Origin of the sequence: Corynebacterium sp. c25Ua_47 (assembly GCF_039907205.1) — a bacterium.
GTDB lineage: Bacteria > Actinomycetota > Actinomycetes > Mycobacteriales > Mycobacteriaceae > Corynebacterium > Corynebacterium hiratae.
Genome location: NZ_JASBOH010000002.1, coordinates 63,784 through 80,386, shown reverse-complemented (window position 1 = coordinate 80,386; position 16,603 = coordinate 63,784). Strand labels below are relative to the sequence as shown.

General features: G+C 60.3%; 15 protein-coding genes. 12 read left to right on the top strand and 3 right to left on the bottom strand.

What is annotated here, in order from left to right:
- Window positions 1-16: 16 nt before the first annotated feature.
- On the top strand, window positions 17-2,830 hold the full coding sequence (locus QKE52_RS02600; protein WP_347948043.1) for an RNA helicase: 2,814 nt from the start codon (window positions 17-19) through the stop codon (window positions 2,828-2,830).
- A gap of 9 nt (window positions 2,831-2,839) precedes the next feature.
- On the opposite strand, the gene QKE52_RS02595 is transcribed toward QKE52_RS02600, so the two are convergent.
- Window positions 2,840-3,469: a trypsin-like peptidase domain-containing protein gene (locus QKE52_RS02595; RefSeq protein WP_347948042.1), complete on the bottom strand. Its 630-nt coding sequence runs from the start codon at window positions 3,467-3,469 to the stop codon at window positions 2,840-2,842.
- 45 nt (window positions 3,470-3,514) lie between these two features.
- Between QKE52_RS02595 and QKE52_RS02590 the strand changes: the two genes are divergently transcribed.
- Window positions 3,515-4,630, top strand: a complete 1,116-nt coding sequence (locus QKE52_RS02590; protein WP_175975097.1) for a Xaa-Pro peptidase family protein — start codon at window positions 3,515-3,517, stop codon at window positions 4,628-4,630.
- Entirely contained in the window at window positions 4,630-5,385 is a 756-nt protein-coding gene (locus tag QKE52_RS02585; RefSeq protein ID WP_347948041.1) for an SDR family oxidoreductase, read from the top strand. Before QKE52_RS02590 ends, QKE52_RS02585 begins: the two co-directional genes overlap by 1 nt.
- On the opposite strand, the gene QKE52_RS02580 is transcribed toward QKE52_RS02585, so the two are convergent.
- On the bottom strand, window positions 5,382-6,221 hold the full coding sequence (locus QKE52_RS02580) for a cobalamin biosynthesis protein (RefSeq protein ID WP_175975093.1): 840 nt from the start codon (window positions 6,219-6,221) through the stop codon (window positions 5,382-5,384). The two genes, QKE52_RS02585 and QKE52_RS02580, sit on opposite strands and share 4 nt — an antisense overlap.
- 70 nt (window positions 6,222-6,291) lie before the next feature.
- Between QKE52_RS02580 and QKE52_RS02575 the strand changes: the two genes are divergently transcribed.
- The 9 genes from QKE52_RS02575 to musI all read left to right on the top strand — a co-directional run bounded on the left by QKE52_RS02575 (window position 6,292) and on the right by musI (window position 16,108).
- Window positions 6,292-6,873: an FxsA family protein gene (locus tag QKE52_RS02575; protein WP_195914074.1), complete on the top strand. Its 582-nt coding sequence runs from the start codon at window positions 6,292-6,294 to the stop codon at window positions 6,871-6,873.
- On the top strand, window positions 6,873-8,372 hold the full coding sequence (gene lnt, locus QKE52_RS02570) for an apolipoprotein N-acyltransferase (protein WP_347948040.1): 1,500 nt from the start codon (window positions 6,873-6,875) through the stop codon (window positions 8,370-8,372). The genes QKE52_RS02575 and lnt overlap by 1 nt, the downstream gene beginning before the upstream one ends.
- Before the next feature lie 15 nt (window positions 8,373-8,387).
- Window positions 8,388-9,263 (top strand): polyprenol monophosphomannose synthase, encoded by an 876-nt coding sequence (locus QKE52_RS02565; protein ID WP_071407082.1) that lies wholly within the window; start codon window positions 8,388-8,390, stop codon window positions 9,261-9,263.
- 179 nt (window positions 9,264-9,442) lie between these two features.
- Window positions 9,443-10,573: a sn-glycerol-3-phosphate ABC transporter ATP-binding protein UgpC gene (gene ugpC / locus QKE52_RS02560; RefSeq protein WP_049157728.1), complete on the top strand. Its 1,131-nt coding sequence runs from the start codon at window positions 9,443-9,445 to the stop codon at window positions 10,571-10,573.
- A gap of 84 nt (window positions 10,574-10,657) precedes the next feature.
- Window positions 10,658-11,902 carry a DUF4032 domain-containing protein gene (locus QKE52_RS02555; protein WP_049157730.1) on the top strand — a complete coding sequence of 415 codons (1,245 nt, stop codon included), beginning with the start codon at window positions 10,658-10,660 and terminating at the stop codon, window positions 11,900-11,902.
- 364 nt (window positions 11,903-12,266) lie between these two features.
- Window positions 12,267-13,598: an ABC transporter substrate-binding protein gene (locus tag QKE52_RS02550; protein ID WP_049154664.1), complete on the top strand. Its 1,332-nt coding sequence runs from the start codon at window positions 12,267-12,269 to the stop codon at window positions 13,596-13,598.
- A gap of 80 nt (window positions 13,599-13,678) precedes the next feature.
- The gene (locus QKE52_RS02545) at window positions 13,679-14,524 is read left to right on the top strand and encodes a sugar ABC transporter permease (RefSeq protein WP_144013207.1); all 846 of its coding nucleotides are present in this window, start codon (window positions 13,679-13,681) and stop codon (window positions 14,522-14,524) included.
- A 3-nt stretch (window positions 14,525-14,527) separates the two neighbouring features.
- Window positions 14,528-15,442 (top strand): carbohydrate ABC transporter permease, encoded by a 915-nt coding sequence (locus tag QKE52_RS02540; protein ID WP_049154663.1) that lies wholly within the window; start codon window positions 14,528-14,530, stop codon window positions 15,440-15,442.
- Between the two features lie 24 nt (window positions 15,443-15,466).
- Window positions 15,467-16,108, top strand: a complete 642-nt coding sequence (gene musI, locus QKE52_RS02535; RefSeq protein ID WP_347948039.1) for an ABC transport system MusEFGK2I component MusI — start codon at window positions 15,467-15,469, stop codon at window positions 16,106-16,108.
- A gap of 103 nt (window positions 16,109-16,211) precedes the next feature.
- On the opposite strand, the gene QKE52_RS02530 is transcribed toward musI, so the two are convergent.
- Window positions 16,212-16,595 carry an RNA polymerase-binding protein RbpA gene (locus QKE52_RS02530; protein ID WP_158381051.1) on the bottom strand — a complete coding sequence of 128 codons (384 nt, stop codon included), beginning with the start codon at window positions 16,593-16,595 and terminating at the stop codon, window positions 16,212-16,214.
- Between the last annotated feature and the right edge of the window lie 8 nt (window positions 16,596-16,603).

Sequence of the window (16,603 nt, the reverse complement as noted above, 5' to 3'; positions counted from 1 at the left end):
GGTACCCTGGAGACTTATGACACTGACGCATCTGGACGAGTTCACCCAAGCGCTTCCGTACTCACTGGATGAATTCCAGATCCAAGGATGCCAAGCCGTCGAAGCTGGCCACGGTGTTCTGGTCTGTGCGCCCACCGGCGCGGGTAAAACCGTGGTGGGTGAGTTCGCCGTGTCCCTGGCGCTGCGCCAAGGGACCCGCTGTTTCTACACCACACCCATCAAGGCCCTGAGTAACCAGAAGTACCACGACCTAGTTGACGCGCATGGTGAGGATGCCGTTGGACTATTGACCGGTGATGTCTCCATTAACTCCTCCGCGGACATCCTCGTGATGACCACTGAGGTCCTGCGCAACATGATTTACGCGGGCTCAGGTGCATTGGATCGCTTGACCCATGTGGTCATGGATGAGATCCACTTCTTGGCGGATGCCTCGCGCGGCGCAGTGTGGGAAGAGGTCATCCTCAACCTGGAGGAGCACGTCTCCATCATTGGTTTGTCGGCAACGGTATCCAACTCCGAGGAGTTCGGCCGGTGGCTGACCACCGTGCGTGGTGACACCAAGGTCATCGTTACCGACAAGCGCCCAGTACCGCTGGACCAGTGGATGATGGTCGGCCGCAAAATCTATCCGCTCTTTGAACCCGACTCAGGCGGCCAGGTAAACACTGAGCTCGCACGGCGTATCCAACGTCTGGAGGCCGGCGATACCGATAATGGCCGCGCAGACTATGCCCAGAACCGTGCGAGCTTCCGCGCCCGCGCCCGTCACAAAGGCGGCGGGCGCGGCGACCGGCACAGTGATCGGCGCAGCGGCGCGCCTCGTGCGCAAGACCGCTACCGTCCGCTTGGCCGCCCGGAGGTGCTCAAAGAGCTGCAGGCCATGAAGATGCTGCCGGCGATTACCTTCATCTTCTCCCGCGCAGGCTGCGATGGTGCGTTGTATCAATGCCTGCGTTCCCGCATGGTGTTGACCTCCCAGGAGGAGGCTACTGAAATCAAGGCCATCGTCGATAAGGGCGTGGAAGGCATTCCGGAAGAAGACCTCAAGGTCCTTGATTTCAAACGCTGGCGCGAGGCGCTCTCGCGGGGCTTTGCTGCCCACCACGCAGGTATGCTGCCGGCCTTTAGGCACATCGTGGAGGAACTGTTCGTCAAGGGCCTCGTGCGGGCAGTCTTCGCCACCGAAACGTTGGCCCTAGGAATCAACATGCCGGCGCGCACCGTGGTGCTGGAGAAGCTGGTGAAATTTAACGGCGAGGCACACGTGGACCTGACACCGGGCCAGTACACACAGCTCACCGGCCGCGCCGGTAGGCGAGGCATCGATACCTTGGGCAATGCCGTCGTGCAGTGGGCACCCGCTATGGATCCCACCGCGGTGGCGGGGCTTGCGTCAACTCGTACCTATCCGCTCATTTCCACTTTTGAGCCCGGCTACAACATGGCTATCAACCTGCTGGGCATGCTTGGCTTTGATGACTCGCTCCGATTGCTGGAGAAGTCTTTCGCCCAGTTCCAGGCGGATGGATCCGTTGTGGAGGAAACCCGAGAGATTGAGCGCGCTGAGCACCGCGTCCGCGAGCTACGGGAACAATTGGATCAAGCCGTGGATAACTTGGCTCCGCCGACAATTGATGGTGAAGATCCGGCGGAGATCCTCATGGACTATATGCGGCTGCGCCGAGCGCTGACCGAGGAGGAGAAGTCAGCGCGGGCATCCAAGAAGGAGGAGAGAAACAAGGAAGTTGCCGCAGTACTGGCTCGCTTGCAGGTGGGCGAGGTCATCGCCATCGCAACCAAGAAGCGGCCAACGTTGGCTGTCGTTATTACTCCGGCCAACCAGACTGCTGATCCACGCCCCTGGGTAACCACTGAAACGGGATGGTCTGGACGCATCGATTCCGCCGGTATCGATAATCCGCCGATCGTCGTTGGGCACATGAAGCTCCCGCGCGCAGCGCAGAAGAACCCGCGCCGCCATACCCGATTTGTCCAGGAGTCCTTCAAGCGCGACTACTACAAGCGTCCGAAGAAGATGCGCACTGAGCCGCGTAATCGCCCCAACAAGAAGATCGCGCAGTTGCGCGATGCCCTCCGCGAACATCCGGTGCACCATTGGCCCGCAACCGACCGCGAACAGCTGGCCGGGGTGGCGCAGAAGCTGGCACGCCGTGAACGCGAGCTAGCCAGGCTTGAGGATAAGGTCGAGCGCGCCACGGATACTCTTGGCCGCACCTTCGAGCGCATCGTGGATCTTCTGGCGGAGATGGACTACGTGGAGTTTGATGGTTACGGCGAAAACCGCGAGCCGGTCATCACGGATGAGGGCGAACGTCTGGCCAAAATCCACTCCGAATCGGACCTACTGGTGGCGCAATGCCTCAAGCGCGGTATCTGGAACGACCTCGACCCGGCGGAGCTGGCCGGTGTGGCCTCCCTCTGTGTCTTTGAAAACCGCAAGACCACTCGCGGAGAACCCGGTGCGGCTACCGACGCAATGGCTAACGCCATGGACGCTACATGGCGCATTTATAGCGAGCTCGTCGCCGATGAGAAACGCCATAACCTGCCGCAAACGAGGGAGCCGGAGCCTTCTTTCGCGCTAGCTATCCACCAGTGGACGGCGGGCGCGCCGCTGGCCTATTGCATGGCTGCTGCCAACGATTCCGGCGCGGAGCTGACTCCCGGTGACTTTGTCCGCTGGTGCCGCCAGGTCATCGACCTGCTCCAGCAGGTGGCGAAGACGGGCTACGAGGACGAAATTCGTCGCAATGCCCGGCGCGCCATCGACGCGATCCAGCGCGGCGTCGTCGCCATCGGCGCCTAGGCTTAGCGCCTAGTCTTCGGAGCCACCGCGAAGCAGCGCCGTGGCTGCCGCCGCGAGTGCTTGGCGGTGGGGCGAAACGAGCGCCACGGTGGCGAGCTTGAGGTTGCGCCCCAGCGGGTTAAGGATGAGAGCTTGTGTACCGATAACAGCGTCATCGACTAAAGCTGGACCGCCCGAGTCACCTTTGACTGCCGGAATCGTGTTGAAGACTAAACCGGCGGGGGAGACGGTGGTGCGGAAGTCAATGGACCAGGTGCGGAAGAAGGGAAGGAGAAAAAGCCCACTGCGCTGTTGGGCACGGCGAGCTTTTCCGCCATATCCCCAGGTGGTGACTGGGGCGCGGAATGGCGGGGTGCTTTCTGCCAGCCCAGGAAGGTCCCGGGGCGGGGCCGGCCGGTCGAGCAAGCACAGCGCCATGTCGGTCCCATCAATCGTGCGCACGGCGGCCACGCGCCGGTTGAACCCGCCACTCACCCTGTAGTGATCCCCCTTATCAAGGCCGTCGCGGAAGAAGTGCGCGCAGGTCAGAACCAACCGGGTTGCCTGTTGGGAGCGGGGTCTTAAGGACGCATCGATGAGCACTCCCGAGCAATAGCTTGAGCGAGTCCGGAGCTTGACGGCAGCGGGATAGGAATTCACGCCTCCCAGCTTAACTGGACAAAGGCGGGCGGTAGGCTAACTGTCATGACTGATTATGCGTCCCGACTGAGCCGTTCCCGCGCTATCGCCGCTGCTAAAGGCATCGACATCCTGTTAGTGGGTACAGGTGCCGAATTCGCGTACCTCACCGGTTCGTGGGTCTCCTCCCACGAGCGCCTGACCTGCTTGGTTATCCGTCCCGATGCCGAACCGGTAATCGTCGCCCCCAGCACCGACATTGAGTCGCTTCAGGGCGTTGCGACCCAGCTGGTGGGATGGAGCGATGGGCAGGATCCCTATGCGCTGGCCTTGGAAGGTGCGCACCCTACCACCGTTGCCTTGGGATCCTCACTCACCGCCGATCACGTGCTGCGCTTTCAGTCCGCAATTGGCAACCTCGAAGCTAGTACTGCGAAGGAACAGCACCCCGCAAAGTATGTTCTGGCCACCGAGGCCCTCGCCGAGCTTTTTACCCGCAAGGATCCAGATGAGGTGGCAGAGCTACGCGCTGCAGCGGCGGCTATCGACGCTGTCCACGCCGAGGTGCCGCGCCTCCTGCAGCCGGGGCGCACCGAGGCCGACGTAGCCGCAGATGTGCGGGAGCTCATTCTGCGCGAGCACCGCGAGGTGGATTTCATCATCGTGGGCTCCGGTCCGAATGGAGCCAATCCACACTATGACTTTGGGGACCGAGTACTCGCCGCCGGCGATCCCGTGGTGGTGGATATTGGCGGTACGCTGCCCTCGGGCTATCACTCCGACTGCACCCGCACCTACGTCGTTGGCGCCGATCCTGCTGCCGCGCCGGCAGAGTTTCGCGAGGCTTACGCGGTCCTAGAGAAGGCCCAGGCTGCCGGCCGAGCTGCTGCGCGCCCGGGTGCGACCGCCCAGGAGATCGACCGAGCCACGCGCAGCGTGATCGAAGACGCCGGTTGGGGTGAGTTCTTCACGCACCGCACCGGACACGGCATTGGCCTGTCGACGCACGAGGAGCCCTTCATCATGGAAGGAAACGAGCTGGAGCTTGCCGAGTCCATGGCCTTCTCGATCGAGCCGGGTATCTACGTGCCGGGCAAGTGGGGCATGCGTCTTGAAGACATCGTGGTGACCACCGAGTCTGGCTATGAGTCCCTGAACCAGGCACCGAGGGGGTTGCGCTAATGGGAGAAACTGGCGCGCTACTGATCCTTGGCGGACGCAGCGATATCGGTGGACAGCTTGCACGTCGGCTGTGTGAGGGTCGCCCAGTGGTTCTCGCCGCGCGGGGCGAACACGGTATGGACAGGCTGCACTCCGAACTCCTCAGCAGCGGGGCGTCGTCCGTTCACACGCTGTCCTTCGACGCTGCGGAAGTTTCCTCCCACCGCGCGGTCATCGAACAAGCCGCAGCACTCGCAGGGGCAGAGATCACCACGGCCGTCGTCGCCTTCGGAATTCTGGGCGATCAGGAGCGCGCGGAGCACGACGAAGCCCACGCCTTCGACATAGCGCTGGTGGACTATGCAGCGCAGGTATCCATGCTCACCGTGCTTGCCGACGTCATGACGAGAGGGCACATCGTGGCCTTTTCCTCCATCGCTGGGTGGCGGGCCCGCCGGGCCAACTATGTCTATGGCTCGACCAAGGCGGGCCTGGATGCCTTCTGCCAAGGCTTAGCGGATCGATTGCAGGGCAGCGGCCTAGCGCTGATCACCGCGCGCCCCGGCTTCGTCATTGGGTCGATGACTAAAGGCATGGCACCCGCGCCCTTGTCCGTTACCCCTGACGTTGTGGCCCAAGCGGTGGCCAAGGCCATTGAGTCCTCCGCAGGTTCGCGGCCGGCTTCCCGCACGATATGGATTCCACGGCCTCTTCAGCTCTTAGCGTGGGTGATGAAGCTGGTACCGCGTCCCATCTGGCGGCACATGCCGCGCTAGCGGTGCCCGAGGGCAGGAGAATTCGCATCGAAGATGAATCCACGCGGTGCAAGGACGCGCAACACAACGTCAGCATCTCCCTCGGCTAGATCGTGGATGACCAATCCGCGCCAGGGGGTTACCGAGATGGAAGCGCCCAGCTGGGCGATAAGCCCAGCGTATTCTCCGGGCAGCACGCCATGCTGCAGGCCCGCGCCCAGATCGACGCGGCCGGGCTTCGTGTGCTCAGTCAGCCAGCCGATGGGCAGCGCAGGCGAAGTGGGAGCTGACCCTGCCGCATCCGAGACACGTTCCAGGTCCTGCAGGTGATCTGCAGAGACCTTTTCCGCAAAGTCCACGAGTTGGGAAATGGCATCCGCAAGCCCCAGCAGCGGCCCGGTGGGGTCACCGTCGCGGATCAGGCGTGCGGCGACGGTATCTTCATCGTGTTCCGCCTCATCACCAGAGAGCTGAAGGCCAGCCGCCACCCCGTGTGAGAGGAGATCACCAGCACCGCTGTCCACACCAAAAAGCGCGGCACGGGCTATCGCAGGGGCATCCTGATCGACGTCGGCTAGCGCTTCCGCGATCCGCTGCGCTACCTGACGGGCGCGCAGCGAGAGGGGAGAAGCCAGCACGTGAGCGGCGGTGGTGGGCAGGGGGACGTCGCCAAGCACCTGCGCATTGGCGACGCCTCGCAGGCTGATGACGCTGTGCTGCTCTAGGTACACATTGCCATCGCCATGTTCTCTGGCGGACTGGCCCAGGGCGAGCCACTGCTCGGGGGTGACAACGCCGCCGGCGGGATGGAAGCGCAAGGTATCGGATTCGGGATGCTTCGACTCAGGGAGGGACATGGTGGGACAGTCTAGTCGCTCCGGGAGGGTCTCCTGCGAAGCGCCAAGCCCAGCAAGTATGGTGGGCGACATGCCGTTTGTTCTCTTCATCGCGTACATCCTCCTAGAAACTATGGCCTTTTGGGCCGTTGCCGAGTGGATTGGTGTGCTGTGGGCGCTGCTTGCCTTGGCGCTGACCATGCTCTTCGGTATGACCATCGCCAGCTGGGAAGTCCGCCGCATGATGGTCAGCCGCATCCGTCAGACCGAAGACGGTGTGTACGTCATGGAGGATCCCACCCCGGGCAAGACGGCAGGCAACGTTGGCCTGACCATGGTGGGCGGAATCCTGCTGTCACTGCCCGGATTTGTCTCCACGGTCTTTGGAGCGCTGCTTATCTTTGCGCCCACGCGGTCCATCATCCGCACGCTACTTGCGGCATCAATGTTCCGGAAGATCGAAAACATGGGCGTGCGCGTGTACGAAGCCTCACCCATGGCCCAGCACCGCGATTCCTATGGTTCCTTCGGCACCTTTGGCGCAGGCGCCGCCGGTGATGGAATGGGGGGCATGGATCAAACTGGCCAGTCGCATGAGGTCTTGGATGAAGATGAAATCCGCACGTGGACCCAACACGTCAAGCCAGAAGACTTTGAGGACGGAAAGAAGTAGTGCTGGTACTTGTGGCCCGGCTCGCTCTCGCTGCTGCGTCGGGCGCGGTGACCTACCTTGCCGTTGAGCCACGCGGCTGGTGGGCCGCCGGCATAATCGGCATGGCGATGCTCGTGGCAGCGCTCTCACCGTGGAGAAAACCCCTCGGTCTGGGGTGGGCGGCCCTCGTCGCTTGTGTACATAGCGCGGTGTTGTACTTGTTCACGCTGCCATGGATTGGTGAGTTAGTGGGCAACATGCCCTATATTGCGCTCGCTTTATTCCTGTCTCTGTACAGCATCCTCCTTGGTATCGGCGGGGCGGCGCTGCTGCGCTTAAACTACGGTTTCGCTCTCTTCCCGTTCTTCTACGTGGCGGTAGAAATGCTGCGCTCCTCAGTGCCCTTTGGCGGTTTTGCGTGGGTGCGCCTCGCCTGGGGGCAAATAGAGGGCCCACTCGCCAGTCTTGCCGCGTGGGGCGGGCCGGCACTCATTACCTGCGCGGTGGTCTGCGTAGGCGCAGGATTGGTGGGGCTTGCCCGCTCACCGCGCCTGGCATGTGCGTTTTTGGCGGTGCCACTGCTAGCTGGCTTGCTAGCGGCACAGAGCGTGGACCGCCCGGGCCGCACAACAGGCACGGTGACGGTCGCCGCGGTGCAAGGAAACGTGCCAAGGCTGGGCCTTGACTTTGCCGCCCAACGCCGCGCGGTGCTGGATAACCACGTCCGCGTGACCGAGCAGGCCGCGCAGGATGGGTCCAGACCGGATATCGTCATTTGGCCGGAGAACTCCTCCGATATCAATCCTTTTGCCAATGAGGACGCTCGGGAGCTTATCGACGGCGCCGCCCGCGACATCGATGCCCCAATCCTCGTCGGAACGCTGACCCAGGATGAGGTTGGCGCACGGAACACCATGCAGGTGTTTAATCCGGATGGCTCGGCAGGGGAGTACCACCACAAGAAATACCTGCAGCCTTTTGGTGAGACGATGCCGATGCGTGATTTCTTTAGGAAGATCACCGATCTGGTGGATCTGGCGGGCGACATGAAGCCCGGTGACGGTCCGGGCGTGGTCACCATGGCTGGGACCGCGGTGGGCGTTGCCACGTGTTATGAGGTCAGCTTTGACCAGGCGTTCCGAACCGCCATCAACAACGGGGCGCAGATCCTCACGACACCGACGAACAATGCCACCTTTAGTGACTCCGACATGACCTACCAGCAGTTGGCCATGAGCCGCTTGCGCGCGATCGAAGCGGATCGGGCCGTCGTTGTGGCGGCTACGTCCGGGGTCTCGGCGATCGTCTACCCGGATGGCTCAGTGAGCCAGGCCAGCGGTATCTTTGAACCGGCATATCTTGAAGAAGAGCTTCCGCTGCGAGAACGGCGCACATTTGCGGTGCGTTATGGTTCGCTCCTGCAATGGCTCATGGCTATTATTGGAACGGTCTGTGCGCTGTATGCGATCTATTCCACCCGCTTGTCCGGACGACGCAGCGCGCCTGAGAAAGAAATCTAAAGGAGCAAGGAACTAGTGAGCTCGACCCGCGAATCTACCCTGGTCATCATCCCTACTTACAACGAGATTGAGAACCTACCGCTCATTACCGGGCGTGTGCGCAAGGCAACGCCGGAGGTTCACATCCTGATTGTGGACGATAACTCCCCGGACGGCACCGGTGACGCGGCGGATAAGCTGGCCGCTGATGACTCCCACCTGCACGTTCTCCACCGTGAGGGCAAGGGCGGACTTCTCGGCGCGTATATCGCCGGTTTCAAGTGGGGCCTAGAGAAGGACTACCAGGTGCTGTGCGAGATGGATGCAGACGGCTCCCACGCGCCGGAGCAGCTGCACCTGCTGCTCGAGGAAATTGACAAGGGTGCCGACTTGGTTATCGGCTCCCGCTACGTTCCGGGCGGTGAGACCGTCAATTGGCCTGCCAACCGCGAGCTGCTCTCCCGCCTGGGTAATAAGTACATCTCGGTCGCCCTGGGCGCCGGCATCAACGACATGACCGCCGGTTACCGTGCCTTCCGTCGCGAGCTACTCGAGCATCTTGACTTCGAGGAGCTCTCTAACGCCGGTTACATTTTCCAGGTTGACGTTGCCTTCCGCGCCATCAAGGACGGCTTCGATGTCCGCGAGGTACCGATCACCTTTACCGAGCGCGAGCTGGGTGAGTCGAAGCTCGACGGCTCCTTTGTCAAGGATTCTCTGCTGGAGGTCACCAAGTGGGGCGTTGCGCACCGCTCCGAGCAGGTGAGCGACTTTACCTCTGAGGTATCCAAGATCACCTCACGCACGGTAAAGGACATGGAGCTTGGCCCCAAGTTCAGCAACGCTAAGACTGCTGTTTCCGACTTTGTCTCCGAGGTATCCAACTTGGTGAAGGGCACACTCAACCGCTAAAACTGCTTTCCTCACCACGAGCCCGAAGGCCTGTCATGGCTTTCGGGCTTTTGTGGTAATAACCACCATCGGTGCTAATGTCGTAAGTGGCACTTTATCCGGTGCACAGTGACTTGTTTCACTTCATTCTCACACTACGGATCGTTCGGCACGTACCTGCCGATGGAGGAGAGTTTGCTATGGCAACCGTAACGTTCAAAGATGCATCCCTAACCTATCCGGGAGCTACAGAACCCACCGTCAAGAAGTTCAACCTGGAAATCGCTGACGGCGAGTTCCTCGTCTTGGTCGGCCCATCCGGCTGTGGTAAATCCACCACGCTGCGCATGCTGGCCGGCTTGGAAAACGTCACGGACGGTGCCATCTTCATCGGCGACAAGGACGTCACCCACGTCGCACCGCGTGACCGAGACATCGCTATGGTCTTCCAGAACTATGCTCTCTACCCGCACATGACCGTGCGCGAGAACATGGGTTTTGCGCTAAAGATCGCAGGCAAATCCCAGGACGAGATCAACAAGCGCGTCGATGAAGCCGCCGCTACCTTGGGCCTGACCGAATTCTTGGAGCGCAAGCCGAAGGCCCTGTCCGGTGGTCAGCGCCAGCGCGTAGCCATGGGCCGCGCCATCGTTCGTAATCCCCAGGTCTTCCTCATGGATGAGCCACTGTCCAACCTCGACGCCAAACTGCGTGTGCAGACGCGTACCCAGATCGCGGCTTTGCAGCGCAAGCTCGGGGTCACCACCGTCTACGTCACCCACGACCAAACCGAGGCACTGACCATGGGTGACCGCATCGCGGTACTCAAGGACGGCTACCTGCAGCAGGTCGGCGCACCCCGCGAGCTCTACGACCGCCCAGCCAACGTCTTCGTCGCCGGCTTCATCGGTTCCCCGGCCATGAACCTCGGTACCTTTACGGTCAAGGATGGTGACGCTACCTCGGGGCACGCCCGCATCAAGCTGTCCCCGGAAACCATCGCGGCCATGACCCCGGAAGACAATGATCGCATCACCATCGGTTTCCGCCCGGAGGCCCTAGAGATCATCCCGGAGGGCGAATCCACCGACCACTCCATTCCCATCAAGCTCGACTTCGTAGAGGAACTTGGCTCTGATTCCTTCCTCTACGGCAAGCTGGTGGGCGAAGGTGACCTCGGCTCCTCGAGCGAGGATGTCCCCGAATCCGGTCAGATCGTCGTTCGTTCCGCACCGAACACCGCACCCGCCCCGGGCAGCGTTTTCTATGCACGCATCGTCGAAGGCGGCCAGCACAACTTCTCAGCCTCGACTGGAAAGCGCCTGCCGTAGCCCGTGCCCGGCTACTGCGAGCCAAGCAGCACGGATAGGCATAGAGCCAGGATTAATTCAGCTACGAAGGTGGAGTGACTCGACGTGAAAGAGTCTATGAGTATCACCTCCTCGACGTACGCGTCGGCACTTCTGACGCTGCCGTGGGATACGCCCCTGGAACAGTGGCCCGCTGAACTCATCGCGGCCCTTCCTAGGGGTATTTCCCGGCACATCGTGCGTTTCGTGGGGATTAACCGCGGCATCGTCGCGGTCAAGGAAATCGGCGCGCGTACCGCCCACCACGAATACAAAATGCTGCGCGAACTGCAGCGTCTTGGCGCACCCAGTGTGCGCCCTGTTGCCGTGATTACCGGCCGACACCCAGCCAAAGAGAGCTACGGGGAGCTCACCGCGGCGCTGGTCACTGAGCACCTGGAGTTTTCCCTACCGTACCGCGAGATCTTCTCGCGACACCTCACGGTAGTCGAGGCGGAAAAGCTAATCCGGGCCCTGTCAGTGCTACTCGTGCGCATGCATCTGCTGAACTTCTATTGGGGCGATGTATCGCTGTCGAACACCCTCTTCCGGCGGGACGCCGAGACCTATTCGGCCTATCTTGTCGACGCCGAAACGGGGGAGTTCCAGCCCAATCTCTCCGAATCACGCAGGCTTTACGACGTCGACATCGCCCGCGTCAACATCATCGGTGAACTCATGGACCTGCAAGCAGGAGAATGCTTGGATTCCTCCATCGATGTCATCGCCCTAGGCAGCCTGGTTGAGAGCTCTTACCTCGAGCTGTGGACGGAACTAACCGCCGAAGAATCCGTGGACGCCAGCGAGTATTGGCGCGTCTCCGAGCGGATTGACCGCCTCAATCAGCTGGGTTTCGATGTAGGCGAGCTCAAGGTCACGAAGGACGATTCGAAACACGTGGTGCGGATTCGCCCAGTGGTGGTCGATCCCGGCCACTACCGCGCGCAGTTATTGAGTTTGACGGGATTAAGCGTCGAGGAACACCAAGCCCAGCGCCTCTTGGGTTCCATCCAGGCCTACCAAGCCGTCGAATGTGGGCCTCACGTGGGGCTTACCCAGGCCGCGCACCTGTGGATGACGCAAGAGTACGAGCCGACCATCGCCGCTGTCCCCGTAGAGATGTTGCAGAAGCTCGAACCCGCGCAGATTTTTCACGAAATCGTGGACCACCGTTGGTTCCTTGCCCAAGAGAGGGGAGAGGACGTGTCCCTTCCGGAGGCGACGGCATCCTACCTTGAGTCCGTGCTGCCCGCCCGCCGAGACGAGGCGCGGCTTCTCCACGCACAGCCCACAAACGGAGACTTGTCATAACCGCTTGCGTGCCCCAGTGGCCTCCAAAACCACAGATCGAAAACGCGGCTCTCAGCTGATTATTATATTGATTTGTATGTTTTAAGCCCGATTGCCCCTTAAATGGGGAAAGATTTCGTGCCCGAATATGGATATAGTCACAATCGGGCGTTCTAGGTCCGTTTTCTTTTGATTATGTGGAATACCTCACTAAGGTAGGAGACAGGCTAACCAGTTCATAGTTGGATTGCGATCCGCTATGAAGCACTTGGTGGCGCTGGGAAGAATCTTTCGTCGCGGAAGGCATCCCAGACACAACCGAATACGAGCCGGGTATCCATCTCGGCTCATCATCCCGCTTTTCATCAAGAAAGATGAGGACCTCATGAAGCGTCTTACTCGCATTGCATCCATCAGCATGGCTTCCATGCTCGCCGCCGCTAGTCTCGTCGCGTGCTCCGGCTCTACCGACGAGGAAGGCGATGTTTACTTCCTGAACTTCAAGCCCGAACAGGACGCCGCATACCAGGAGATCGCAAAGGCCTACACTGAAGAGACCGGCGTCAAGGTCAAGGTCGTCACTGCCGCCTCCGGCTCCTATGAGCAGACCCTCAAGGCAGAAATTGGCAAGGACGAAGCCCCGACCCTCTTCCAGGTCAACGGCCCCGCTGGCTTCATCACCTGGCAGGATTACATGGCAGATATGTCGGATACTGAGGTAGCCAAGCAGCTCACCGACGATATTCCGCCGCTGACCACCGAAGATGGCGAGGTACGTGGCGTTCCGTTCGCCGTCGAGGGCTTCGGCATCATCTACAACGACGAAATCTTCGACAAGTACATCGCCACCTCCGGCGCGAAGATCAAGTCCACCGACGAAATCAAGAGCTACCAGAAGCTCAAGGAAGTCGCCGAGGACATGCAGGCCAAGAAGGATGAGCTTGGCATCGAAGGCGCCTTCGCCTCCACCTCACTGACTTCTGGCGAGGACTGGCGTTGGCAGACTCACCTGGCTAATGCTCCTATCTGGCAGGAGTACCAGGACAAGAATGTCGAGGACACCAACGAAATCGACTTCTCCTACAACAAGGAATTCAAGAACCTCTTCGACCTCTACCTGGATAATTCCACCGTGGCGAAGACCCTGGCCCCCTCCAAGACCGTATCTGACTCCATGGCTGAGTTTGCGCAGGGCAAGGCCGCCATGGTCCAGAACGGTAACTGGGCATGGTCCCAGATCGCTGAGACCTCCGGAAACGTGGTCAAGGAAGACAAGATCAAGTTCCTGCCGATGTACATGGGCCTGCCGGACGAAGAAAACTACGGCATCAACGTCGGTACCGAGAACTACTTGGGTGTGAACTCTGAGGCCTCCGAGGTCGACCAGAAGGCCACCAAGGACTTCGTGGACTGGTTGTTTACCTCCGAGGCTGGCAAGGAGCACGTGGTTAAGGACCTCGGCTTCATCGCACCGTTCGAAAGCTACACCGCCGAGGACACCCCGAATGATCCCCTCGCTGAGCAGGTCGCGGAAGCTATCGCTAACAAGGATCTGACCACCTACCCGTGGAACTTCCAGTACTTCCCGTCCCAGCAGTTCAAGGATGACTTCGGCCAGGCCCTGTCGCAGTACGCCTCCGGCACCCTGAAGTGGGAGGACGTCGTCAAGCAGTTCAAGGACAACTGGGCTGCTGAGAAGGAATCCAACTGGGGCTAGGCCTTAAGTCCCCACCCCCTCGCCACACGCCTTCCCGCTAGGAAGCGTGTGGCACCACTTGAAATTAAGGTTTCACCACCATGCAAGCAACGCTGAAGAAGTACTTCCCAGTCTTTGTCTTGCCCACCCTTCTGGCATTCATGATTGCCTTCTTGGTGCCGTTCATCGTGGGATTCTTCCTCTCTTTTACGAAGTTCACCACCATCACCAACGCCAAGTGGGTTGGCATCGACAACTACGTCAAAGCTTTCTCCCAACGCGAAGGTTTCATCTCGGCCTTCGGTTTCACCGTCCTCGTGGTCATCGTTTCTGTGATCACCGTCAACGTCTTCGCCTTCCTCTTGGCGTGGATGCTGACCCGCAAACTTCGCGGAACCAATTTTTTCCGCACGGTCTTCTTTATGCCGAACCTCATCGGCGGCATCGTGCTGGGCTATACCTGGCAGACCATGATCAACGCCGTGCTCTCGCACTATGCCACGACAATCAGTGCGGACTGGAAATTCGGTTACGCCGGCCTCATTATGCTGCTCAACTGGCAGCTCATCGGCTACATGATGATTATTTACATCGCCGGCCTCCAGAACGTCCCGCCCGAGCTCATCGAGGCAGCCGAGCTCGACGGCGTCAACAAGTGGGAGATGCTTCGCCATGTCACCATCCCGATGGTCATGCCGTCCATCACTATCTGCCTCTTCCTGACTTTGTCGAACTCGTTCAAGCTCTTCGACCAGAACCTTGCGCTCACCAACGGCGCGCCCGGCGGACAAACTGAGATGGTCGCGCTCAACATCGTTAACACGCTGTTCAACCGTATGAACGTCGAGGGCGTGGGTCAGGCCAAGGCCGTCATCTTCGTCGTCGTCGTGGTCGTCATCGCGTACTTCCAGCTGCGCGCGACCCGCTCCAAGGAAATCGAGGCATAAGTCATGACTACCAGCACTTCAGCGCAGGCCGTCCCGGCCTCGAAGAAGAAGGATCACCAGCTTCCCTCGGACAATAAGACCCGGATGTCTGGCGGCGCCAAGTTCGTGGTCTACGCCATCTTGGTGTTCTTCACCATCGTCTTCCTTGGGCCGATCCTCTTCATCTTCATTAACTCCTTTAAGTCCAAGTTCGCTATCTCCTCCGATCCTTTCTCTCTTCCCATCGGTGAAACCTGGGTCGGCTTCGAGAACTTCATGGTGGGCTTGACCAAGCAGGGCTTCTTGGAAGCCACCCTGTGGTCTTTCGTCATCACGATTCTGTCCGTCATCGTCATCGTGTTCTTCTCCGCGATGACCGCCTACTACATCACGCGCGTCAAGACGTGGTGGACAAACCTTCTGTACTACCTCTTCGTGGTGTCCATGATTATCCCGTTCCAGATGGTCATGTTCCCGACGGTCAAGATTGCAGACATGCTCCACCTCAACAACCCGATCGGCATCGTGGTGCTCTACCTCGGATTCGGTTCTGGTCTGTCGGTGTTTATGTTTGCGGGCTTCGTCAAGTCGATCCCCTTGGATGTCGAGGAAGCCGCGATGATCGACGGCTGCGGTCCGCTACAAAACTACTTCCGCGTCGTCTGGCCCATGCTCAAGCCGACGGCCATTACCGTGGCCATTCTCAACGCCATGTGGGTGTGGAACGACTACCTGCTGCCGTACTTGGTCATTGGTCTGTCGACTCGGTACAAGACCATCCCGGTGGTCATCCAGTCCTTCGTCGGCTCCAACGGTAACCGCGACATGGGTGCCATGATGGCCATGTTGGTCCTTGCCATCATCCCCATCGTCATCTTCTACTTCTCCACGCAGAAGCACATCATCGAAGGTGTGGCTGCCGGTGCCGTGAAGGGCTAATCAAGTGCGATAGGTTAAAGAACCATGAATCGCTTGCTCGGCCCCGAATCGAAGTTCTACGCCGCCCTGAGCCTTTTCGCTGACCTTGTCATCGTCAACGTTCTCCTCGTTATCACGTGCTTTCCCGTGGTGACTGGGGGAATGTCTCTGCGCACCGCCCACGCGGTGACCGGACAGATGGTCCGCGAAGAAGGTTCACGCCGCGGCGCGGCCTTCGTTCGGGGCCTTTTGACCCGCCCCGGAACAAATACCGCCTGGTGGCTTATCTGCCTGGCACTGGGCGCCTTAGCTGCCTATGAATTCGCCATCATCGCGAAGGCCGGTTTCGGGACAATGGGCGTCGTTCTGCGTGCCGCGCTGGTTTCTGGGCTCCTCGTGCTGGGCTGCATCAGCGTGTGGTTTTTCCACCTCGATGCCCCGGGGCTGAGCTTTAGCCAGCGGTGCACGGCCGCCATCACGAAGGCGGTAGCGCACCTACCGCGTACTCTAGTGGCGGTATGCCCGGCGGCACTTTTGGTGCTGTTCCCGTTCTTTTTCCCGGCGCAGTGGGGAGGCTACGCTTTCTTCCTCGCGGTTTTGGGTCCTGCCTTGGCGGTTTATCTCGCCGAGCTGGTTCTCCAGTGGCCGGAACTTAATTCAGCGCCGCACGACGGTGCCAAGGCATAGCGCGACGTTCGGATTAAGGGCCCAAAACGACAAATAGGGTAGTGGTTTCCACTTGCGTGGAGCTACTACCCTTAGACCGTTCAACAGGCCCGCGACAGGCTTTTTAGCCTTCGTTTTCTTCCTGTTCCTTCTGCTCCTTCAGCAGACGGGCTGCCGCGCGACGACGCGAACGCAGGTTTTCGATGCGCTCAGTCAGTAGTTCATCCAGCTCCTCAATCGAGCGGCGCTCACGCAGCATATCCCAGTGGGTCCGCGGCGGCTTCACCGGCTTGGACTCGACGCCCTCACCCTCAACAAGGGTGCCGAGCTTACCGTTCTTGCACATCCACTCCTCGGGGATTTCCGCGTCATCGGCGAAGGGCACCTCGTAGATGTCGCCGTCCTCGGTGCGGTATTTCACCATCTGGCGCGGGGCCAAGTCGTGGTCGCGGTCGGTTTCGTAGCTCACTGCGCCCATGCGGCTGCCACGGAGTACGCGATCTGCCATGCAACATC